We start from the raw sequence: 22,269 nt of genomic DNA on the forward strand, positions 1-22,269 counted from the left end.
CTGTCTCTTGAGGCGCCTTGTGCCTCGGGTCGGATCGATACGTAGGTTCCATGGTCCCATGGGCACCGACCGGCGACGCTTCCGTGGTCCCTCGGGCGGGGATCGGTGACGATTTCGAGTGCCTCGGGGCGGGGACCGGCGACGGTTCCGGGTGTCTCGGAGCACCTGGCACCGACCCTGCGCCCTTCCAGGGTTCCTCGGGGCATCGACCGGCGACCCTTCCAGGGGGCCTCGGGGCATCGACCGGCGCCCCTTCCAGGAGGCCTCGGGCGGCGGCCGGAGACCGGTTTGGGCCGCTCGTGGGCCCGCTGGTAGCATGGGCGGCTGTGTCTCATGCCCTCTCCGCAGGAGGCACTCCCCAAGAAATCACCGGCACACCACCGGTACATCACCGGCGTGGGACCCGTGCGGTCCCGGGCCAGAACCTGAGAAGGCTCTTCGTGGCGAACATCAAGTCCCAGATCAAGCGGATCAAGACCAACGAGAAGGCCCGGCTGCGCAACAAGGCCGTGAAGTCCTCCCTGAAGACCGCGGTCCGCAAGGCCCGCGAGGCCGCTGCCGCGGGTGACGTCGAGAAGGCCACCGAGTACCAGCGCGCCGCCGCGCGCCAGCTCGACAAGGCCGTCTCCAAGGGCGTCATCCACAAGAACCAGGCCGCCAACAAGAAGTCGGCCCTGGCGACGAAGGTCTCGGCCCTCAAGGGCTGAACGCCCTCTTGATCTGCCGGACCTTGAACCCGACTTTTGGGGTTTCGGGGCCTGGTTGTGGAGTCTGAGGGTCTGTGTAGTGGGACCTGTTGTGGGGCCGCATAGCGGGATCTGTTTTTGGGTCCGGCCAGCGGGATTCGGTCTACAGGGGATCCGGTCAGGTGGGATCCGGTCTCCAGGGATCGGGTCGACAGAGATCGGGTCCGGTGGGATCTGGTTGTGGGTCTGACCAACGGGACCTCTGATCGGTCTCGGGGACCTCTCGCGGGTCTCCGGTCCTACTGATCTCCAGATCCTGGCCGGGGCTCCGGTCCTACTGGGTCTCCGGACCCTTGCCGGGACTTCAGCTCCGCCAGGTCACCAGCTCCGCCAAGGCTTCAGCTCCGCCGGGTCTCCGGCCCCTTACCGGGTCGCAAGATCCACCCGGGCCCACAGGGTCCATCGGGATCCTCCATTGGATCCCGGCCGCCGGAAGGACGAGGGCGGGCCCTCTCTCATCCGCCCCCGACCGGCACCCCCGAGGTTTCGCGCGGCCTGCGTTCGCCACGCGGGCGAGACCTCATCTACGTAACCGAAGGCCCCGGCTGTCGCCCGATTCAGGGTGGCGGGCGGGGCCTTTTGGGGTTCTTCGGGTTCTTTCCGATGGGGCGGGGTGGGGTGCCCCAGCCACAGCCTCGGGCCCCGCCCAAAACCCGGCCCACTCCCACCCCCAGTCCGGCCTCGACCCCCACCCCGAACCCCAACCATTCCCCCCGCCTCCCCCACGCCTCACCCCGCCGCACGTGGGCGAGGCCCGGACGCGGGCGGGCCCGAGACGGTGCGTGGGAGCGCGGCAGGTGGGCGAGAGCGGCACGCGGGAGGCCGGCACGGCGAGCAGGGCCCGGCGCAAGGGCGGGAACCGATACGCGGGGCCCCGTCAGCGTGAGCCAGACCCGGCACGCGGGCGGGACCAAAGCGCGTACACGGGCCCCGGCACGGCGAACAGAGCCCAGCCAAATGGGCGGGAGCCGCCACGCGGACGAGGCCGGGGCGGGGGCAGGGGCCGGGGCATTGGCCGAGACTCCGGTCCACAGGGCAACGCCCGGTCGACGGCCAGGCTCCGGCGGCCAGGGCTCCGGCCCATGACCAACGCTCCATCGGGTCCACGGCCACCACGCACACAGCCCCCGAAGCCAATCCACCCGACGGAGTCAACCGCCACAACAACCAAAATCAACAGCCGACCCCGACTCCACAACCACGCCCGATTCAGCGCGCAGATCGCCGGGCCTCATGGGCGGCGCGCTTGAGCGCCCAGGCGTCGGCCACGGGGCCCATGTGGGCCAGCTTGTCGGGGTTGATCACCGAGCGGACGGTCTGGATCCGCCCGTCGAGGATCTCCAGCACCAGCGTGCCGAACACCTTGCCGTCCCGGTCGCGCAGCACCGCCCCCGGCTGGGCGTTCACCGCCCGCGGCTCGATCACCACCCCGACCGAGCCGAGCAGCGGCGCGAACCAGGCCAGCACCCGCGCGGCGTTCTCCGCGCCGAGGACCGGCTTGGCGAACTGCGGTGCCTTGCCGCCCCCGTCCCCGACCACCACGACATCCGCGGCGAGCAGCTCCCGCAGCCCATCGACGTCCCCCTCCCGAAAGGCGTCGAAGAATCGCCCCGCCAGTTCCTCCCGCTCCTGCCGGTCGGCGTCGAACCGGGGCCGCCCCTCCGCCATGTGCCGCCGCGCCCGTACCGCCAGCTGCCGGCAGGCGGCCTCGGAACGCCCCACGGCCGAGGCGACCTCCGGAAACCCGAACCCGAACACCTCCCGCAGCACGAACACGGCCCGCTCCAGCGGACTCAGCCGCTCCAGCAGCAGCAACGCCGCCATCGAGAGGGAGTCCGCCAGCTCCGCCGACCGCTCGGGATCCTCGTAGGGATCACTCAGCAGCGGCTCCGGGAACCACGGCCCGACGTACGCCTCCCGCCGTACCCGCGCCGACCGCAGCACGTCGACCGAGATCCGGGTGACGACGGTCGAGAGATAGGCCCTCACCGACCGCGGACGTGTCTCGGCACCCTCAAGACGCAGCCATGTCTCCTGCACCGCGTCCTCGGCCTCCGCCACGCTGCCGAGGATCCGGTACGCGATGGAGAACAGCAACGGCCGCAGTTCCTCGAACTCCTCGAAATCGTCCCTCACAGCCCCGACGCCTCCGACTTCCTCAGGGTGCGCTCCCTCGGAAGAACGCATCTCCCCTTGGAGACGAGACAGCCCAGGCTCACTGTGACACGACACCCACACAAGACCCGCCCAACGCCGGAGCGCCCCGCACTTGAGCTTCCGGCCGGCAAATCCAGCCCGTCCGGCGTTCGAGGACGAGGCCCTTTCGGGGCCGAGAGGGGGTCCAGGGCACAGCCCTTGGCAGGGCCGAAGGGGCGGAGCCCCTGGGGACGGGACGGGTAGGGGCGGCGGGGGCGACACCTCCACGGCAAGCCCCCTCACCCCCAGCCCCGAATCCCCCCCCCACCCGCCACCGACCTACCGCCACCGACCTACCGCCCCCGACTCCGCGCAGCCCGCGCAACCGCCACCACAGCCTTCTCCAGCGCATACCCGGGGTCATCCCCGCCCCCCTTCACCCCCGCATCCGCCTCCGCGACAGCCCGCAACGCCACGGACACCCCATCCGGCGTCCATCCCCGCATCTGCTGCCGCACCCGATCGATCTTCCATGGCGGCATCCCCAACTCCCGCGCGAGATCCCCCGGCCGCCCGCCCCGGGCCGACGACAGCTTCCCGATCGCCCGCACCCCCTGCGCCAGCGCACTGGTGATCAGCACCGGCGCCACCCCCGTGGCCAACGACCACCGCAGCGCCTCCAGCGCCTCCGCGGCCCGCCCCTCCACCGCCCGATCGGCGACGGTGAAGCTGGACGCCTCCGCCCGCCCCGTGTAATACCGCCCGACGACCGCCTCGTCGATCGTCCCCTCGATATCCGCGACCAGCTGCGCCGCGGCGGACGCCAGCTCCCGCAGATCACTCCCGAGGGCATCGACCAGCGCCTGACACGCCTCCGGGGTGGCCGACCGCCCGAGCGCCCGGAACTCACCTCTGACGAACGCCAGCCGATCCGCCGGCTTCGTCATCCTCGGGCACGCCACCTCCCGCGCCCCGGCCTTGCGTGCCGCGTCCAGCAGGGCCTTGCCCTTGGCCGCACCGGCGTGCAGCAGCACCAGCGTGATCTCCTCGGCGGGAGCCCCGAGATACCTCTTGACGTCCTTGATCGTGTCGGCCGAGAGATCCTGCGCGTTGCGTACGACCACGACCTTGCGCTCCGCGAAGAGCGAGGGACTGGTCAGCTCGGCGAGCGTGCCGGGCTGCACCTGGTCCGAAGCCAGATCCCGTACGTCCGTGTCCGCGTCGGCGGCCCTGGCGGCGGCCACCACCTCCTGCACGGCACGGTCGAGCAGAAGGTCCTCCTGGCCCACGGCAAGGGTCACCGGGGCGAGAGGGTCGTCGTGTGCAGTCTTCTTGGCCATCGCGACAAGCATGGCACGCACCACTGACAACGCCGCCCGGCCCGCCACCCCCAGGCCGAGGTCAGCCGGGCGCAGCCCCTACGGCTCCTCCCGCCACCCGTCCCACTCCCCCGCGAACGCGTCCAGCTCGGCGGCGTCGAGCCGCCCGTCCTCGTCCCGCAGGACCAGCAGCCACTGCGCGTCCTCGGCATCGTCCTCACCGGCCAGCGCGTCCCGCACCAGCCGCGGCTCCTCGGCGATCCCGAACCGCTCCCCGAGCGCCTCGGCGGCGTCCTCCGCGGCCTCGCGATCGGGCAGCACCAGCACATGCCTCACATCACTCACGGCACCATTTTCCGACACCCGAGCCCCGGCCCCGACCGACCGGCACTCGCCCAGAACGAGCCCGGCCGTGCCGCGCCCCGCCGCCCCTCAGCCTCCTTGCTGCGGCACGATCTGCACATCCAGCGCGATCCGAATGCTCGGCCCCACCACAGCGATCCCGCGCGCCAGCATCGTCTGCCAGCTCACGGTGAAGTCGTCCCGATGCAGTTCGGTGGTGGCGCGGCACGCGGCACGCACCTCGCCCTCCATGCCGTTGCCCTGGCCCAGATACTCCGTTTCGAGGGTGACCGTCCGCGTCACACCGTGCAGCGACAGCGCCCCGGTGACCGCCCATTTGTTCCCGCCCCGGTGTGTGAACCGGTCGCTGTAGAACTCAAGCGTCGGGAACCGCTCCACGTCCAGAAAGTCCGCCGACCGCAGATGGTCGTCCCGCATCCGCACATTCGTGTCGATGGACGCCGCGTCGATCACCACATGCATCGCCGACTGCTCCATCCGGTCGGCGATCCGCACCGCCCCGGCGAACGCGTTGAACCGCCCATGGATCCGGGCCAGTCCGATGTGCCGTGCGGTGAAGGCGATGGAGGAGTGCATCGGCTCCACCTCCCAGTCGCCGGGGGCCGGCAGCCCGGGCGGCGCCGCGACCTGGAGCGTCACATCGCCCAGCGAGGCGAGCGCGTCCTCGGCGACGGTCGCGCTGCCCCGGAACGGTGTGAACCCGTCCGCCGACACCGCCAGCCGGTACTCCCCGGCCGGGACCGCCGTGATGAACGACCCGAAGGGATCCGTGCCCCCGCTCACCACCGTGCGCCCCATGGCGTCGCTGACCACGAACTCAGCGTTGCGCACCGGCTCGTTGACCGGGTCGATCACCCGACAGCTGAGCACTCCCGCCTGTTGTGGGGTCCGGACCGCCGCCAGCGGACTCGTCCGTTGCACTCGCTTCGTCCGGCTTCCCAGCCAGCGGCCGATCATCTGCGACACCTCTGCACCACTCGACGTCCCCGTTACCGAAGAAGCATTCGACCACCGATGTGGCTTTCGAGGCAACACGAGTCCACATCACTGGAAACCAGCACGTGTGCCGGGACTACAGCCGAGTAGCCCCATACACACTCTTTGCACAGATAACACACAGAAAGCTACTGAACGGCCCTCAGCCAACCGAACCTTCAGCCCACCGCCCCCCAGCGCCCCCTACCGCCCCCATCTCCCAACCGCCCGCCGGACGAAAGCCCCCGTCACCCACCCGGCACCGGGGGCACCCTCGGCACCTCTTCCAGCACCACCCCGAAACGCTCCCGGTACACCTCCAGCACCTCCCCGTCCGCCCCCAGCTCCCGCACCTCACGCGTCCCGTCGGGCCCCGTCACCGTCAGATCCCGCCCGGCGAGCGTGATCCGGCCGCCCTCGTCGGTGACCCGCGAGCACACCAGCGACCGCATGAAACGCGACTCCGGCGAGGTGCTGTGCCACCAGGCCCCGGCCGCGAAGTCCCCGAGCACCCGTGGCCGCGTCTCCAGCCGGTACCGCGGGCTGCCGTCCATGATGACGTCCAGATCACCGTCCGCCGACGCCGACCCGCCCCGCACCCCCGCCCGGTCCGGCCCCGCCTCGACGATCCGGAACACGCCCCCGGCATCCACCTGCTCACCCCGCTCCCCGAACGCCAGCGGCCCGTGACTGAACGCCCCGAAGCCGACATCGGCCAGCCACTCGCCCCCGTCCACCGTCCGCACCCGCAGCGCGAGATGGTCGTACGGAATCCCGGTCCGCCCCTCCTTCCCGTACACCCGCCCGGCGAGCAGCGTGACATCGAACCCGAGCGCCTTCAGCAGGGCGGCGAACGCCCCGTTCAGTTCGTAGCAGAACCCTCCCCTGCCCGCGCCCACCAGCTTGTCCACCAGCCGCTTCTCCTCCAGGACGATCGGCTCCCCCAGATGCTGCGACAGATTCTCGAAAGGCACGGTCTGAAGGTGGCGCAGTTGCAGCTCGCGCAGGACCTGGACGGTGGGCCACGCCGGGTGTCCGACGCCCAGACGGCGGAGATACGCATCAACCTGTGCGGAATTCATGCCCTCAGTCTCCCGCCACCCGCAGCCCTCCGCCCCCACCCGTCACCGCCAGCGCCCCGTCCTGGTCCGTGCGCTTCACCAGCGCCCCCGCCGCCCTGAGCGCCGCGACCGTACTGGGCGCCGGATGCCCGTACGTATTGCCCCGCCCGCACGAGATCAGCGCCACTCTCGGCGCCACCGCGCGGAGCAGCCCGGGATCCTGGTACGCCGAGCCGTGATGAGCCACCTTCAGGACGTCCACCTTGCCCAGCAGCGCCGCCTCCGGCGTTCTCAACAGCGCCTGCTGCGCCGGAGGTTCGAGATCCCCGAGCAGGAGCATCCGCAGCCCGCCCGAGCGGACCAGCATCGTCACACTGGCGTCGTTCGCCCCCTCCGCGCCCCGCACCGGCTCTTCCGGCGGCCACAGCACCCGCCAGCTGAGCCCGCCGCTGCTGCTGCGCTCCTGCCCGGCGACCGCCCGCCGCACGGGAACGCCCCGGGCCGCCGCCTCGCGCCGTACGAACGCCGCCTGATCGGCCGGTTCCGCGTACCCCGTCGTCTCGATCGCCCCCACGGCCCGCCCGCGCAGCACCCCGGGCAGTCCGGCGACATGGTCGGCGTGGAAGTGGGTGAGGACGACCAGCGGGACGCGGCTGATGCCGAGCGCCCGCAGACAGCGGTCGACCGCCCGTGGATCCGGCCCCGCGTCCACGACCACCCCACTGCCGTCCCCGGCCGCGAGCACGGTCGCGTCCCCCTGCCCGACATCGCACATCGCCAGCCGCCATCCCGGCGGCGGCCAGCCCGTGATCACCCTGGTCAGCGGGGCCGGCTGCACCACGACCAGCGCCAGCAGCAGCGCACACGCCCCGCACAGCCACGGCCGTACCAAGAGCCGCCGCCCGACGTACAGCACTCCCGCCGTCACCAGCGCCAGCAGCGCCGCCCCGGTCCAGCTCCCCGGCCAGTCCACCCCGGCTCCCGGCAGGGCCGCCCCGGTCCGCGCGACCTGGGCGATCCAGCCGGTCGGCCAGCCCGCGCCCCACGCCAGCAGCTCGGCCACCGGCATCGCCACCGGTGCCACCGCCAGCGCCGCGAACCCGAGCACGGTGGCCGGTGCCACCGAGAACTCCGCCAGCAGATTGCACGGCACGGCCACCAGGCTCACCCGGGCCGACAGCACGGTCACCACCGGCGCGCACAGCGCCTGCGCCGCGCCCGCCGCCGCCAGCGCCTCCGCGAGCCGCCCCGGAACCCCGCGCCGCCGCAGCGCCGCGCTCCACCTCGGCGCCAGCGTGAGCAGGGCCCCGGTGGCCAGCACCGACAGCAGGAATCCGTAACTCCGCGCCAGCCACGGGTCGTACAGCACCAGCACGAGTACGGCTGTCGCCAGTGCCGGGATCAGTGCTCTGCGGCGCCCGGTGGCCAGGGCGAGCAGGACGACCGCCCCGCAGGCGGCGGCGCGCAGCACGCTCGGGTCGGGCCGGCACACCACCACGAAGGCCAGCGTGAGCACCCCGCCGCACACCGCCGTGGTCCGCAGCGAGATCCCGAACCGGGGCGCGGCACCCCGGCGCTCCGTGCGCTGGGCCAGGCCGGGCGGGCCGAGCAGCAGGGCCAGGATGATGGTGAGGTTGCTGCCGGAGACCGCCAGCAGGTGGGCCAGATCCGTCTCCTTGAACGCCTCGTCCAGTTCCGGCGTGATCCGCGAGGTGTCCCCGACGACCAGCCCCGGCAGCAGCGCCCGCGCGTCCGCCGGGAGCCCGTCGGTCGCCTCCCGCAGCCCGGCCCGCAGTCTCCCCGCGAACCGCTGGGTCGCCGTGGGCTCCGCCACCAGCGCGGGCACCCCCGGATCCCGCACCCGCAGCACCGCCGCGATCCGCCCGCCCCCCGCCGTCACCGGTGCCAGCCGCCCCTCCACCCGTACCCGCGTCGAGGGCAGCAGCCCGAGCCACGGCGAAGCCGCCGCCGCCCCGCCCCCGCGCGCCCCGGAATCCACGATCACCAGCACCGGCGTCCGCGTCCGGACCGCCCCCGCACCACCGCCCGCCTGCACCTGCGTCACCTCGGCGGACAGCAGCACCGACGCCGGTACGGCGTGATCGCCGCTCACACGCGGCCGGGACAGCCGTGGGTCGGCGGTCACCTCCACCTCGGCCGTCACCGTGGCGAACCGCCCGGCCAGCTCCGGCACCGGCCCGCTGCGCAGATCCGCGCCGTGCAGCCCGGCCGACGCCCCGGCGGCCGCGACACACAGCAGCACCGCCGCGCCCGCGATCCGCAGCCCGCGCCCCCGCCGCCGCCACGGCCAGGGCACCAGCAGCAGACCGGCGCCCATGAGGGACACCACGGTCACCCCGAGAACCCACCCCGGCGAGACGTCCAGGGCCAGCGCCGCCGTCACCCAGGCGGCCAGCGCGGGCGGCACGAGCCGTAGATCCGTCGGCCCCTCCTGCCGTGGATGGGCGTCGCCGAGCCGCCCTCCCGCGTGCGCCTGCGCCCCGCGCCGGGCCACGGGGTCACGTACCGCCGCCGTCCTCATGGCCGGACCAGTTCCCGCAGATCGGCGAACCGGCGGTCCCCGATCCCGTTCACCTCCCGCAGCTCGTCCACCGACCGGAAACCGCCGTGCTGTGTGCGGTAGTCCACGATGTGGCGGGCCAGCACGGGTCCGACGCCGGGCAGGGCGTCGAGTTGCTCCGGCGTGGCCGAGTTGAGGGAGACGGGAGCGGAGGAAGCGCCCGCACCGGGCACGCCCTCCACCGCGACCTGCGGGCCCGGCGCGGCCGGTCCTCCCACCACCACGTGCTCACCGTCGACCAGCACCCGCGCCCGATTGAGCCCGTCCAGCTTCGTCCCCGGACGCACCCCGCCGGCCGCCTGCAACGCGTCCGCCACCCGCGATCCGACCGGCAGCCGATGCACCCCCGGCTCGCGCACCTTGCCGCCGACATCGACCACGACGACACCTCCGGCCGTACCGCCCGCACCACCGGGTGCCGCCGACGCCGACACCGCGCGAGGCGTCGCCTCCGTCTCCCCGAAGGGCACGGCGGCCTCGACCACCTCCGGCGCCCGCACGGCCTGTGGCCGCCCTGTCCAGTAGTGATGCACGGCGAGACCGGCCGCCAGCACCAGAACGACCGTCAGCGCCACCACACTCCTGCGCTCCAGCCCCACCCTGGCCTGCAACCACACCGGCAGCCGCTCCCGCAGCGCCGCCACACCCCGCCCCCACGGCCGCTCGACGGACCCCCCACCGGGCTCCTCGACCGGCCTGCCGACCACCCCCTCGGAAGCCTCCTCCGCCGCCACCGGATCCCGAACGCCGTCCGCCGAGTCCCCGCCTCCGCCCCCGCCCGCCAAGTCCCCGCCCTCGTCCGGATCCCCGGCCCCCGGCGGCCCCACCCCCCGCTCCCTGACGACTCCCCTCTCCTCGGCGACCCCCGCCTCCCCGAAGATCAGCTCGGCCCGGCGCCGCAACTCCTGCGCCGAGGCAGGCCGGTGCCGAACCCGCGCCCGCACCGGTCGAGGGCGATGACGGCCACGGCCGTCGGAGCCAGGAGGACGCCCGGGACCACTGGTCGCGGGCCTGCTGTGGATACGTGATCGAAGTGCCATGCGCCGAGGATGGAACACTCCGGCCGAACGGCGATGATCTTGCTCAATTCCCGGGGATCACGGCCCGATTGTGGATAACTCCGCCACCCACACGAGTGAAGCCGCCCTCAGCGAGGGGACACCACGACCCCCAGCAACCCGGGCCCGGTGTGCGCCCCGATGACGGCCCCGACCTCGCTCACATGCAGATCCGCGATCCCGGGCACCCGCTCCCGCAGCCGGTCGGCGAGCGCCGACGCCCGTTCGGGGGCGGAGAGATGGTGTACGGCGATGTCGACCTGTCCGGCGCCCGCGCGCTCCGCGACCAGCTCCTCCAGGCGGGCGATGGCCCGGGACGCCGTACGGACCTTCTCCAGCGGCTCGATCCGGCCGCCTTGCAGTTGCAGCAGCGGCTTGACCGCGAGCGCGGAGCCGAACAGGGCCTGTGCGGTGCCGATCCGGCCGCCCCGGCGCAGATAGTCGAGGGTGTCGACATAGAAATAGGCGGAGGTGCCGGCGGCCCGTTTCTCCGCCGCCGTGACGGCCTCGTCCACCGTGCCGCCCGCCTCGGCCGTCTCGGCCGCCGCGAGTGCGCAGAAGCCGAGGGCCATCGCGATCATCCCGGTGTCGACCACCCGTACCGGCACCGGCGCCTCACGGGCGGCGGTGACCGCGGCGTCGTAGGTGCCGGAGAGTTCGGCGGAGAGGTGGAGGGAGACGATGCCGGTGGCGCCGGACTCGGCGGCCCTGCGGTAGGTCTCGGCGAACACCTGCGGGCTGGGCCGGGAGGTGGTGACGGGCCGTCGCTTCTGGAGCGCCTGGGCCAGTGAACGGGTGGAGATCTCCGTGCCCTCTTCCAGCGCGCGGTCCCCGAGAACCACGATCAGGGGTACCGCGGTGATGCCATGACGCTCCATCGTCCGGGGCGGCAGGTAGGCCGTTGAATCGGTGACGATCGCGACATGGCGGGACATGAGCTGGAGGTTACCTGGCGTAGCGCCGGTGCGGCAGCCCGGCCTGGTGGACCCCTCGCGGGGACGGCGTGATCAGGTGGTGCTCTCGGGCCGGGTGCTCTTCTGCCACGGGTACGTGGGGCGCGGGGCGGGCGGGGTGATCGCGGGCCGGGTCGGCTCCTCGGCCGTGCGGGACCGGGCGTCGTCGGGCCAGGTCTGCCCGTCGGCCGCGTCGGCGGTGGTCGGGGCTTCGGGCCAGGGCGGGGGCGTACTGGAGCCGCCGGCCGTGGTGGACGGGTCGGGGGTGGTGGCGTCCCAGTGGCGCAGGGCGCCGGCCTCCAGGTCGATCTGGGTGCTGAGCGAGTCCAGGTCGTCGTCGGCGAAGCGGCGGGCGCGGTCGCGGGCGGCCCAGCGCAGGGAGTCGGCCGAGGCGGTGATGCGCTCGGTGCGCTCGCGCAGGGCGGGCAGCCGCTCGGCGAGGGTGTTCCTGTCGGGCTCGGACTCCAGGCGGCGCAGCTCGGCGTCCAGCTCATGGCCGTGGGCGCTCAGGCGCTGGAAGAGTCCGAGGGACTCCTTGAGCGACTCGTCCTCGTCGACGCCCGCGTGCAGCGCGTCCTGGGTCGCGCGCATCGAGGTGCGCAGCTTCAGTCTGAGCTGGGCCAGCTCGCCGACCGGGCCGGGCTGGGCGAAGGACTTGGCGCGCAGGGTGTGGTCCTCGACCGTGCGGCGGGCCTGTGCGACGGTGCGGTCCACGCCGCGCTTGGCGGCGCCGACCACCTTCACCGTGGCCCAGACGCCCACCGCCAGGAAGAGCACGACGAGCAGGGCGACCACTGCGATCACGGCTTCCACGACGCTCCTCCTCCAGCGGGCCACGGCACACCACGTGCCGCCCCCTCCACGGTAAACGCTGCGGGCCGTCCCCGAGTTCCGGAAGAACCCCGAAGCACCCCGCAGTCTCTCCACCCGATCCCGTAGGGGACAGCCACACCCGGGGATCTCGGTTCCGGGACGGGAATCCCCGGTCCCGAAGACGTGCCCCACCGACCCACCGCCACGAAGGCGATACGGCGAGTCACCGAACCAACCGGGCTCGCAGGCCAGATCCCCCCAGATCCCCGAACGAGGGCCCCGTCGGCGGTGTCCGCCACCGGGGCCCCACAACCCTCACAGCCCCCACCGACCCCTACGCCGGAACGATGTTCACCAGCTTCGGCGCCCGCACGATCACCTTCCGGATCCCTGCCCCGTCCAGCGCGGCGACGACCTTCTCGTCGGCCAGGGCGACCTTCTCCAGTTCCTCCTCGGAGATGCCGGGCGGCACCTCCAGGCGGGCCTTGACCTTGCCCTTGACCTGGATGACGCAGGTCACCGTCGTGTCCACCACGTACGCGGGGTCGGCGACCGGGTAGTCCCGGTGGACCACCGTGTCGGTGTGGCCCAGCTTGCGCCACAGTTCCTCGGCGATGTGCGGGGCCAGCGGGGCGATCAGCAGGACCAGCGCCTCGGCGACCGGGCGCGCGACCGGGCCGCCTGCCTTGGTCAGGTGGTTGTTCAGCTCGGTGACCTTGGCGATGGCGGTGTTGAACCGCAGGCCCGCCAGGTCCCCGCGAACCCCGTCGATCGCCTTGTGCAGCGCCCGCAGCGTCTCGTCGTCGGGCTCGGTGTCGGCGACGGTGACCGCGCCGGTCTCCTCGTCGACGACATTGCGCCACAGCCGCTGCAACAGCCGGAACTGACCGACCACCGCGCGGGTGTCCCACGGCCGGGACACGTCCAGCGGCCCCATCGCCATCTCGTACAGCCGCAGCGTGTCGGCGCCGTACTCGGCGAAGATCTCGTCCGGGGTGACCGCGTTCTTCAGGGACTTGCCCATCTTGCCCAGCAGCCGGGAGACCTGCTCGCCCTGGTGGTAGTAGGCGCCGTCGCGCTCCTCCACCTCGGCGGCCGGTACGGCGATGCCGCGGCTGTCGCGGTAGACGTAGGCCTGGATCATGCCCTGGTTGAACAGCCGGTGGAACGGCTCGGCCGAGGACACATGCCCCAGGTCGTACAGCACCTTGGACCAGAAGCGGGCATACAGCAGGTGCAGTACGGCGTGTTCCTGGCCGCCCACGTACAGGTCGACGCCGCCGTGCGGCATGCCCTCGCGCGGGCCCATCCAGTAGCGCTCGATCTCGGGGTCGACCAGCTTCTCGCTGTTGTGCGGGTCCAGGTAACGCAGCTCGTACCAGCAGGAACCGGCCCAGTTGGGCATGGTGTTGGTCTCGCGGCGGTACTTCTTGGGCCCGTCGCCCAGGTCCAGGGTGACGTTGACCCAGTCGGCGTTACGCGACAGCGGCGTCTCGGGCTCGGTGTCGGCGTCGTCGGGGTCGAAGGTGCGCGGGCTGTAGTCCTCGACCTCGGGAAGCTCCAGCGGCAGCATCGGCTCGGGCAGCGCGTGGGCGACGCCCTCCTCGTCGTAGACGATCGGGAACGGCTCGCCCCAGTAGCGCTGGCGGCTGAACAGCCAGTCGCGCAGGCGGTAGTTGACGGTGCCCTCGCCGATGCCCTTGCGGGCCAGCCACTCGGTGACGCGCTCCTTGGCGTCCGCGACGCCCAGTCCGTCCAGGGAGACGGAATCGCTCGCGGAGTTGACGATCTTCGCGTCATAGGAGGCGAAGGCGTCGTCCCAGGTCGAGGGGTCGGTGCCGCGGTCGTCCGAGGGCTCGACGACACACCGCATGGGCAGTTCGAAGGCGCGGGCGAAGGCGAAGTCGCGCGTGTCGTGCGCGGGGACGGCCATGATGGCGCCGGTGCCATAGCCCATCAGGACGTAGTCGGCGATGAAGACCGGGACCCGCTCGCCGTTGACCGGGTTGGTGGCGAACGCGCCGGTGAAGACGCCGGTCTTGTCCTTGGCCTCGGTCTGGCGCTCCAGGTCGGACTTGGCGGCGGCCTGCGCGCGGTAGGCGGCGACGGCCTCGGCGGGCGTGTCGTGGCCGCCGGTCCACACCGCGCGCGTGCCCTCGGGCCAGGCGCCCGGGGTGAACTTCTCGACCAGCGGGTGCTCGGGCGCCAGCACCATGTAGGTGGCGCCGAACAGGGTGTCCTGGCGGGTGGTGAAGATGGTGATGTGCTCGCCGTCGATGGGGAACTCGACGCGCGCGCCCTCGGAGCGGCCGATCCAGTTGCGCTGGGCCAGTTTGATGGCGTCGGGCCAGTCCAGCTCGGCCAGGTCGTCCAGCAGCCGGTCGGCGTAGGCGGTGATGCGCATGTTCCACTGGCGCAGGTTCGCCTTGAAGACGGGGAAGTTGCCGCGCTCGGAGCGGCCGTCGGCGGTGACCTCCTCGTTGGCCAGGACGGTGCCGAGGCCCGGGCTCCAGTTGACCGGCGCGTCGGAGGCGTAGGCCAGGCGGTACTCGCTCAGCACGTCGGCCCGCTCGGTGGCGGTCAGTTCGGGCCACGCGCGCGTGTGGCCCGGTACGGCACGCTCACCGCTCTCGAACTGGGCGATCAGCTCGGCGATGGGGCGGGCCTTGCCGGCCTCGTCGTCGTACCAGGAGTTGAAGATCCGCAGGAAGATCCACTGGGTCCACTTGTAGTAGTCCGGGTCGATCGTGGCGAACGACCGGCGCTTGTCGTGGCCCAGGCCCAGCCGGCGCAGCTGGCTCTTCATGTTGCCGATGTTGGCCTCGGTGGACACGCGCGGGTGCGTGCCGGTCTGCACGGCGTACTGCTCGGCGGGCAGGCCGAAGGCGTCGAAGCCCAGGGTGTGCAGGACGTTGTGGCCCGTCATGCGGTGGAAGCGGGCGTAGACGTCGGTGGCGATGTACCCCAGGGGGTGGCCGACGTGCAGGCCCGCGCCGGAGGGGTAGGGGAACATGTCCATGAAGAACTTCTTGGGCTCGGCGACCGTCGCGGGGTCGCCCGCCAGGTCGCCGCTCGGGTTGGGCGCCTCATAGGTGCCCTCGGCGTCCCAGAAGTCCTGCCAGCGTGCCTCGATGTCGGCTGCCAGAGCGGCCGTGTAGCGGTGCGGCGCGACCACCTCGGCGGCGGCAGCGGGGTTCGTCTCGCTCATGATTCTCAAAGCTCCATCGATCGTCTCTGCCTGCGGCTGTGACATCCGGGAAACGAAAAATCCCCTCGCACAGGAGGGGACGCCGCGCCGATTCCGCTCACGGTGATCACCGTGGGTCGGGACTGATCAGCGCGGCCCGCTAAGCAGAAGGCGTACGGCACGCATGGCGCCAGGGTACCGCAGCCCCCGAGCGGGCCGCGACGGGCTTCCGGTGCCGTCCAGACATCGGGCGCCTCCTTCACCAACCCCACACGCCACCACTGGCTACCTCCACCAAAAACTGAACAAGGTTCAAGCATTACTTCGCGTAACGACCTCTAAGGGGCATCACAGCGGTCACATGGTCCTTTGATAACAACGCAATAACTCAAACCCCCTACCCATCGGTATGCCTCCACTTAGAGTGCGGCAGCGGGACCGCTTTCCCGAACCGCTCGGAGTTGCCCCCATGAACCCTCGACGTAGTAACAGCTCGCTGCCCAGGCCGGGCCGCTCGGCCCACGGGGCGGCGACCGCCGCCGTCCTGATCCTCATCCCCGTGGCCGTCCTGGTCGGAGGGGAGGCATTCCGCGAGTTCCTCGACTTCGGCGCGGGGGTGCTGTCCCTGGTGTGTCTGAGCTGCTCGGTGATCTGGGGCCTGGTCGCCCAGGACCGGATCGTGCTGAACGCGCGCCAGCGGCTCGTCGGACAGGCCGTGCACCGCACTACGGCGGTCGCCTCCATCGCGTTCCTGCTGCTGCACCTCACCACCAAGATCGTGCTCGGCCACACCGAGCTGATCGCCGCGGTGATCCCCTTCTCGCTCGGCTTCACCAGCACCGCCGGCCTGGTCGGTCTCGGCTCCCTGGCCGGCCTGCTGATGGTCTTCGTGGGCATCACCGGCGCCCTGCGCGGCGCCTTCGCCTCCCCCGCCCCGGTCGCCGCCCGCTGGCGCGCGATGCACATGCTGGCCTACCCCGCCTGGTGCGCCGCCCTGGTCCACGGCCTGTACGCGGGCCGCGAGGCCAAACCCTTCTTCGTCTTCCTGTACGGCCTCTCCCTGGCCGGCGTCATGGGCGCCCTGGCACTGCGCGCGGCGCCCCGCCCCGTCAAGCGCAAGGTCGCCGACAGGATCACCGCACTGCTGGGGACCACCGGCAGGCCCGGCCGCGAGGACCTGGACGCCGCCCGCGCCCGCGCCCGCGAGAACACCGCGCCACCCCTGCCCGGCTACGAACCGCAGCGCGCGACACGCCGGGTACCCCCCTCGTACGACCCTCCCGCGCGGGCGAACCCCGCCGAGTCCGCCCCCGGTTTCGCCGCCGCCTACCGGGCCGTCTCCCGGCCCGCCCGCCCCGACGACCGGTCCTTCGCGGCCGGGCCCACCGCGCCGAGGGAGCTGCGGGACGTCCAGGCCACCGACTCCCTCCCGCGCATGGACACCGGCGGCTCCGCCTCGGGCTCCTGGCCCGTCCCGTCCCCGTGGCCGGTCGGCGAGGCTCCCCCGTCGGCGTACGACCCGCTCCAGGACACGGGCCACACCCTCCCCGCCTACGGCGATCCGGGCCCCGGCGGGTACGGCGGACGTGATCTGTACGACACCGGTGAGTCGAACCCGCTCCACGGCACGTACAGCACGGGTGACACGTACAACAGCGGTCCCGCCACTGAATCGACGCCCGGCTCCTACGACTTCGAAGGGCCGGGTTCGGGCGAACCTTGGAACACGCCCTCCGGAGGCATCAGGTGAACGAGGCCCTGCCCGACGTCCCAGAAGTCCGCGTGGTCGGGCTTCCCCAGCTCACGTCCGGCTTCGACCTTGTCGAAAGACTCGATCTGCCCATGCACCTCAAGGTGCACGGCCCGCTCGAACCCCTGGGAGGCGAGCAACTCGCCAAGCTCGCCGAGAACATCCGTCTCAAGGGCCGCGGCGGTGCGGGCTTCCCCTTCCACAAGAAGCTGCGCTCGGTCGCCGAGGCGGCCATCAAGCGCGGAGTCCGGCCGGTCGTCGTCGTCAACGGCAGCGAGGACGAACCGGCCTGCCGCAAGGACACGGTCCTCATCAACCGCGCCCCGCACCTCATCCTGGACGGCGCGCTGCTGTGCGCCGAGGCTCTCGGTGCCCGCACGCTCGTGGTGGGGGTCACCCGTGAGTCCACCCAGCGCTCCATGGAGGCCGCCCTCGCCGAGCGCGGCCTGAGCAACGGCCGCCGCTCCGCCCTGCGCGCCCGCGTGCAGCGCAACCCGGTCCGGATGGTCACCGGCGCGGCGGCCTCCCTGGTCCGCTCGATCGACGGCGGCCCGGCGATCCCGCCCGGCCGCAAGATCAGCGCCTCGCAGAGCGGCGTCGGCGGCGCGCCCACCCTGCTGTCCAACGCCGAGACCTTCGCCCAGCTGGCCATCGCCGCCCGCATCGGCCCCGAGCGCTACGGCAACACCGGCCTGTACGACGAGCCCGGCACCGTCATGCTCACGGTCTCCGGCGCGGTCGCCCGCCCCATGGTGATCGAGGTCCCCACCGGGGTGCCGCTGCGGTACGTCCTCCAGCTGGCCGGCGCCCCGCCGGTACCGCAGGGGGTGCTGACCGGCGGCTACCACGGCAAGTGGATCGACGCGGCGACCGTCGACGAGGCGATCGTCTCCCGCAACTCCCTGGACGCGGTGGGCGGTTCGCTGGGCGCCGGCGCCATCCTGCCGATCGGCCAGGACACCTGCCCGCTGGGCGAGTCGCTGCGGGTCGCCCAGTGGCTGGCCGAGGAGAGCGCGGGCCAGTGCGGTCCGTGCTACCTCGGGCTGCCCGCCGCCGCGCGGGGCCTCCAGGAGATCCTGGGCGGCGGCGGCCCGGCCGCCCTGGAGGCGGTCAAGCAGGTCGCCAGGAACGTCAAGCGGCGCGGCGCGTGCTCGCACCCGGACGGCTCCGCGATGTTCCTGGAGTCGACCCTCAAGGCGTTCACCGACGACCTCGCCGCGCATGTCCTGGGAAACGGCTGCGGACGGCCCGTGACGGGCGTCCTGCCGCTCTTGGAGGGCGGCGGGACCCCGACCGGCATCCCCGGCGGCGGCGCATCCGGGGAGAACGGCCCCAGCCGCCAGAAGATCTACGTCGACTGGACGCTGTGCCGCGGCCACGGCCTGTGCGCGGACATCCTCCCGGAGGTCTTCGAACTCGGTGCCGACGGGTTCCCGACCGTCGCCCAGGCCGAGGTGCCGCGCTACGCCGAGGCCAAGGCCCTGCGCGCGGTGCGCCGCTGCCCCGCGCTCGCCCTGCGCATCGAGGAGGACGCCCGCGCCCAGGCGCCCGCCCGCAATCTCCCGGTGCTCTCCCAGGGCCGCGGCCGCCGCGCCCTGGGCCGCTGAGGCTCCGGCCCTCCAGGGGGCCGGCCGCCGCCGGGCGGTGAACCAAACAGAAGATCCCGCCGGATCGTCCTGATCCGGCGGGATCTTCATACTGTCGAGCTGATTGTGGAGCTAAGGAGAATTGAACTCCTGACCTCTTGCATGCCATGCAAGCGCTCTACCAACTGAGCTATAGCCCCGCGCGCCCACGCGGTGGACCCGCGCTTCTACTGGGAGTCGCCCCGGTCGCCCGGCGGCGACGCCAACATTACACGCTCGACCGGGTACACCACCAAATCAATTCCGTTCTGTCCCGATAAGGGGGCTAGTGTCGGCCCCCGTGACCGTGATCGCGTTCTCCGGAGTCCAGCGCCGTGCCCCGGTCGCGCTGGGGACCTGCCTGCTGTCGTTCACGGCGTTCTGGCTGGCGCAGCGCGCCGCGGACGTCTCGATGATCGACCTGATGGTGTACCGCGCGGAGGGCGCCACCGTCCGCGCGGGCGGCGATCTGTACGCGCTGCGTACGACGGCGGCGCAACTGCCCACCACCTATCCGCCGTTCGCCGCCCTGCTGTTCACCCCGCTCACCCTGCTCGATACGGCGGCGATGCGCACCCTGGCGACGGCCGGGAACCTCGCCCTGCTGGTGGTGTTCGTGCGGCTGTCGCTGCTGCTCGTCGGGCACGCGCGCGTGCGGACGGTGTGGTGGGTGGCGGCGGTGATGGTGTGGTGCGAGCCGGTGTGGACGACGCTGCGCTACGGGCAGATCAATCTGCTGCTCGCGGTGCTGGTCCTGTGGGATCTGTCCCGCCGCGCGGGAGCACGCTGGGCCGGGGTCGGCATCGGCCTCGCGGCGGCCGTGAAGCTCACGCCCGCCCTGTTCATGGTCTTCCTGCTCGCCACCGGCGTGGCCGCGCACCTGCGCCACGGCTCGGGCGGCCCCTGGCTGCGGCACGCGCGCGGGGCGGTCCTCGCGTTCTGCGGCGCGACCCTGCTGGCGGCGGCCGTCCTGCCGCGGGACTCCTGGCGTTTCTGGTCCGCGATGGTGTTCCGCGCGGGGCGGGTCGGCCATGCGGAGGACACCGCGAACCAGGCCCTGCGGGGCGTTCTCGCGCGTCTGCTGCACACCGCGGAGCCGGGCGGCTGGTGGCTGGTCGCGGCGGCGCTCACCGGGCTGGCCGGGCTCGCGGTGGCGGTCGCGGCGGAGTTGCGGGGGCGGCGGGCCGCAGCGGTGTGCGCGGTGGCGGTGACGGCACTGCTCGTCAGCCCGGTTTCCTGGTCGCACCACTGGGTGTGGTGCGTGCCGCTGATCCTGCTCGTCGGTTCACGGGCCCGCCTCATGGGGTCGGCCGTCCGCCGCGCGGGCGCCCTGGCCCTGCCGCTGGTGTTCTGCTCGTACGCCCTGTGGTGGGTGCCGCACGGTACGCACCGGCCCGAACTGCATCAGAACGGCGTCGAGTTGGCGCTGTCCGCCCTCTATCCGGCGGCCGGCTGCGCCTTCCTGGCCCTGGCGGCCCTGGGGCGTGAGGTGACACGCCGTGAGGACCCCCCGCACAGCGGTGTCCTCACGGGGCGTCAGGCCGTGACGAAGGAGTAGAAACGCTTGAGAGTGCAGTGCTCTTCGAGGAGACGGCCGTAGATCGGCTCGCCCTCAAGTTCCCGATACGTCTCGATCGGGTCGCCCTTTATGATCAGCGCCCGCGCGCATTCCTCGCACCAGTACTGGTAGTCGGGGTTCACCGGTTCCATGTCGCGGACGATCGGCGTACCACTGCCGCACCAGTCGCACTTTCGCCTGTGTGCACCCATCGATCAGCTCCAGCTGTGGCCGCAGGCCGTGCACACGTACGAGATCCCGCCGTTGTCGCCGAGGACTTGGGCCACATGCCCGGAACCGCAGGAAGGGCAGCTGAGCCGGGTGGCCGTGCCCCGTATCAACGCCGCTTCGCCAAGGAGGTGGCCGACCTCCCCGGTGATGCTCGCAGGCATCGCTACTCCCTCCCGTCGGGCCGCGCCCCCTTCCGGCCGTTTGATTCTGCCACGGCCGGACCAATACGGTCAGCGACGCCCGGGTACCAGTACGGCCACGACAGACGGTGTTCCACCCGGCCGACGCACACGCGCCCGCCCGCAGCGCCTCCACCGACCTATACGCCCCACGGGCCCCTGGTGACTCAAGCCGGATCGGGAATCCTCACACGAAAAAATCCCGCCCCTCGCGGGACGGGATCTTGATCCTGTGGAGCTAAGGAGAATTGAACTCCTGACCTCTTGCATGCCATGCAAGCGCTCTACCAACTGAGCTATAGCCCCTCGCGTTCTCCCCCGCCGGGCGGGGCGAACAAGAAGAACTTTAGCCTGCGACCTGCCGGAAAGTGAAATCCGGGCCCGGCGGTGCCGCGACCGGCGGGTCCGGGCGCCGCCGGGGGCTCAGGTGTCGTCGCCGAGGACCGGCTCGGGCAGCGTGCCGGCGTTGTGCTCCAGCAGGCGCCAGCCCCGCGCGCCCTCGCCCAGGACGGACCAGCAGCAATTGGACAGGCCGCCAAGGCTCTCCCAGTGCTGGGCCTCCAGGCCCAGCAGCCGGCCGATCGTGGTGCGGATCGTGCCGCCATGGCTGACCACGACGAGCGTGCCCTCGGGGGGCAGCTTCTCGGCGTGCCGCAGCACCACGGGGGCGGCGCGGTCGGCGACCTCGGTCTCCAGTTCGCCCCCGCCGCGGCGCACCGGCTCGCCGCGCTTCCAGGCCGCGTACTGGTCGCCGTAGCGCTCGATGATCTCTTCGTGGGTCAGGCCCTGCCAGACGCCCGCGTAGGTCTCGCGCAGTGCTTCGTCACGGCTCACGGGCAGGCCGGTGAGGGCGGCCAGCTCGGCTGCCGTCTCCGCGGCCCGCTTGAGGTCGGAGGCGACGATCGCGTCGGGCTGGAGCGAGGCCAGCAGCCGGGCGGCACGCCGGGCCTGGGCGACGCCGGTCTCGGTCAGGTCGACGTCCGTGGTGCCCTGGAATCGGCGCTCCACGTTCCACGCGGTCTGGCCGTGCCGCCACAGGATGAGCCGGCGCCCGCGCGGGGCGCCGGCGAACGAGAACCCCGCGGCGGCCTCACCGGCGGCACTCAACGCCACTCACCCGCCTTCTCGGCCTCCTCGGCGGCCTCGTGCCTGGCGTGTTCCTGCGCCTTGCCGCGGGTGGCGCGGGCGTCGGCGGGCAGCTCGATCTCGGGGCAGTCCTTCCACAGCCGCTCCAGGGCGTAGAAGACCCGCTCCTCGCTGTGCTGCACATGGACGACGATGTCGACGTAGTCGAGGAGGATCCAGCGCGCTTCGCGGTCGCCCTCGCGGCGCACGGGCTTGACGCCCAGCTCCTTCTGGAGCCGCTCCTCGATCTCGTCGACGATCGACTTGACCTGACGGTCGTTGGGCGCCGAGGCGAGCAGGAAGGCGTCGGTGATCGACAGGACATCGCTGACGTCGTACGCGATGACGTCATGGGCCAGCTTGTCGGCGGCGGCCTGCGCGGCGGAGTTGATGAGCTCCAGGGAGCGGTCGGTAGCGGTCACTACAAGGCTTTCCGTAGACGGTCACTTGCCTCCAAGGGTCTCACGGACCACCGACAGCGCCCCACGCGATTAGGGCCTGCCTGTCGTTTGGATCATCCGGGCGCTTCGCGGGGTCTGGCACGCGCATCTGCGCGTTGTCGTCGGTCGCCGACTCCCCCACGCTCGGCTGCGCTCGCGCGGGGGCAGC

General features: G+C 72.3%; 18 protein-coding genes and 2 tRNA genes. 4 read left to right on the forward strand and 16 right to left on the reverse strand.

The features are described 5' to 3' along the window. The first annotated feature begins 440 nt into the window (after positions 1-440). Positions 441-707: a 30S ribosomal protein S20 gene (gene rpsT / locus ACFRFC_RS33690; RefSeq protein WP_382689008.1), complete on the forward strand. Its 267-nt coding sequence runs from the start codon at positions 441-443 to the stop codon at positions 705-707. Between the two features lie 1,248 nt (positions 708-1,955). On the opposite strand, the gene ACFRFC_RS33695 is transcribed toward rpsT, so the two are convergent. The 10 genes from ACFRFC_RS33695 to leuS form a co-directional block, all read right to left on the reverse strand. Beyond that, the gene (locus ACFRFC_RS33695; protein ID WP_382689005.1) at positions 1,956-2,882 is read right to left on the reverse strand and encodes an RNA polymerase sigma-70 factor; all 927 of its coding nucleotides are present in this window, start codon (positions 2,880-2,882) and stop codon (positions 1,956-1,958) included. 353 nt (positions 2,883-3,235) lie between these two features. After that, complete coding sequence (gene holA, locus ACFRFC_RS33700) at positions 3,236-4,222, reverse strand: DNA polymerase III subunit delta (protein ID WP_382689003.1); 987 nt, start codon at positions 4,220-4,222, stop codon at positions 3,236-3,238. A 78-nt stretch (positions 4,223-4,300) separates the two neighbouring features. After that, entirely contained in the window at positions 4,301-4,546 is a 246-nt protein-coding gene (locus ACFRFC_RS33705; RefSeq protein ID WP_382689001.1) for a hypothetical protein, read from the reverse strand. A gap of 87 nt (positions 4,547-4,633) precedes the next feature. After that, the gene (locus ACFRFC_RS33710; protein WP_382689231.1) at positions 4,634-5,521 is read right to left on the reverse strand and encodes a YceI family protein; all 888 of its coding nucleotides are present in this window, start codon (positions 5,519-5,521) and stop codon (positions 4,634-4,636) included. 266 nt (positions 5,522-5,787) lie between these two features. Further along, positions 5,788-6,621, reverse strand: a complete 834-nt coding sequence (locus ACFRFC_RS33715; protein WP_382689000.1) for an arylamine N-acetyltransferase — start codon at positions 6,619-6,621, stop codon at positions 5,788-5,790. A 4-nt stretch (positions 6,622-6,625) separates the two neighbouring features. After that, complete coding sequence (locus ACFRFC_RS33720) at positions 6,626-9,142, reverse strand: ComEC/Rec2 family competence protein (protein ID WP_382688998.1); 2,517 nt, start codon at positions 9,140-9,142, stop codon at positions 6,626-6,628. After that, positions 9,139-10,221, reverse strand: coding sequence for a ComEA family DNA-binding protein (locus tag ACFRFC_RS33725; RefSeq protein ID WP_382688995.1), 1,083 nt, complete (start codon positions 10,219-10,221; stop codon positions 9,139-9,141). The genes ACFRFC_RS33720 and ACFRFC_RS33725 overlap by 4 nt, the downstream gene beginning before the upstream one ends. Positions 10,222-10,328: 107 nt before the next feature. Further along, positions 10,329-11,174 carry a DegV family protein gene (locus ACFRFC_RS33730; RefSeq protein ID WP_382688993.1) on the reverse strand — a complete coding sequence of 282 codons (846 nt, stop codon included), beginning with the start codon at positions 11,172-11,174 and terminating at the stop codon, positions 10,329-10,331. 72 nt (positions 11,175-11,246) lie between these two features. After that, a complete protein-coding gene (locus ACFRFC_RS33735; protein ID WP_382688990.1) occupies positions 11,247-12,005 on the reverse strand; it encodes a hypothetical protein in 759 nt (252 codons plus the stop codon). Between the two features lie 334 nt (positions 12,006-12,339). Beyond that, positions 12,340-15,213 carry a leucine--tRNA ligase gene (gene leuS, locus ACFRFC_RS33740; RefSeq protein WP_382688987.1) on the reverse strand — a complete coding sequence of 958 codons (2,874 nt, stop codon included), beginning with the start codon at positions 15,211-15,213 and terminating at the stop codon, positions 12,340-12,342. A gap of 448 nt (positions 15,214-15,661) precedes the next feature. Between leuS and ACFRFC_RS33745 the strand changes: the two genes are divergently transcribed. Both ACFRFC_RS33745 and ACFRFC_RS33750 read left to right on the forward strand, forming a co-directional pair. Further along, positions 15,662-16,942, forward strand: a complete 1,281-nt coding sequence (locus ACFRFC_RS33745; RefSeq protein ID WP_382688984.1) for a cytochrome b/b6 domain-containing protein — start codon at positions 15,662-15,664, stop codon at positions 16,940-16,942. Beyond that, positions 16,939-18,549, forward strand: a complete 1,611-nt coding sequence (locus ACFRFC_RS33750; RefSeq protein WP_382688982.1) for an NADH-ubiquinone oxidoreductase-F iron-sulfur binding region domain-containing protein — start codon at positions 16,939-16,941, stop codon at positions 18,547-18,549. The genes ACFRFC_RS33745 and ACFRFC_RS33750 overlap by 4 nt, the downstream gene beginning before the upstream one ends. Before the next feature lie 106 nt (positions 18,550-18,655). Here the strand turns inward: ACFRFC_RS33750 and ACFRFC_RS33755 are convergent. Beyond that, positions 18,656-18,728 (reverse strand) — tRNA-Ala (locus ACFRFC_RS33755). A gap of 140 nt (positions 18,729-18,868) precedes the next feature. Between ACFRFC_RS33755 and ACFRFC_RS33760 the strand changes: the two genes are divergently transcribed. Beyond that, a complete protein-coding gene (locus ACFRFC_RS33760; protein ID WP_382688979.1) occupies positions 18,869-20,125 on the forward strand; it encodes a glycosyltransferase 87 family protein in 1,257 nt (418 codons plus the stop codon). On the opposite strand, the gene ACFRFC_RS33765 is transcribed toward ACFRFC_RS33760, so the two are convergent. The 5 genes from ACFRFC_RS33765 to rsfS form a co-directional block, all read right to left on the reverse strand. Further along, complete coding sequence (locus ACFRFC_RS33765; RefSeq protein WP_003976229.1) at positions 20,104-20,337, reverse strand: hypothetical protein; 234 nt, start codon at positions 20,335-20,337, stop codon at positions 20,104-20,106. The genes ACFRFC_RS33760 and ACFRFC_RS33765 overlap by 22 nt on opposite strands. A gap of 3 nt (positions 20,338-20,340) precedes the next feature. Next, a complete protein-coding gene (locus tag ACFRFC_RS33770; RefSeq protein ID WP_382688976.1) occupies positions 20,341-20,517 on the reverse strand; it encodes a hypothetical protein in 177 nt (58 codons plus the stop codon). A 251-nt stretch (positions 20,518-20,768) separates the two neighbouring features. Continuing rightward, a tRNA-Ala gene (locus ACFRFC_RS33775) sits at positions 20,769-20,841 on the reverse strand. Between the two features lie 117 nt (positions 20,842-20,958). Further along, the gene (locus tag ACFRFC_RS33780) at positions 20,959-21,648 is read right to left on the reverse strand and encodes a histidine phosphatase family protein (RefSeq protein ID WP_382688973.1); all 690 of its coding nucleotides are present in this window, start codon (positions 21,646-21,648) and stop codon (positions 20,959-20,961) included. After that, complete coding sequence (gene rsfS, locus ACFRFC_RS33785) at positions 21,639-22,082, reverse strand: ribosome silencing factor (RefSeq protein ID WP_382688971.1); 444 nt, start codon at positions 22,080-22,082, stop codon at positions 21,639-21,641. The genes ACFRFC_RS33780 and rsfS overlap by 10 nt, the downstream gene beginning before the upstream one ends. Positions 22,083-22,269: the final 187 nt, after the last annotated feature.

This window comes from Streptomyces sp. NPDC056734 (genome assembly GCF_042790455.1).
Taxonomy (GTDB): Bacteria; Actinomycetota; Actinomycetes; order Streptomycetales; family Streptomycetaceae; genus Streptomyces.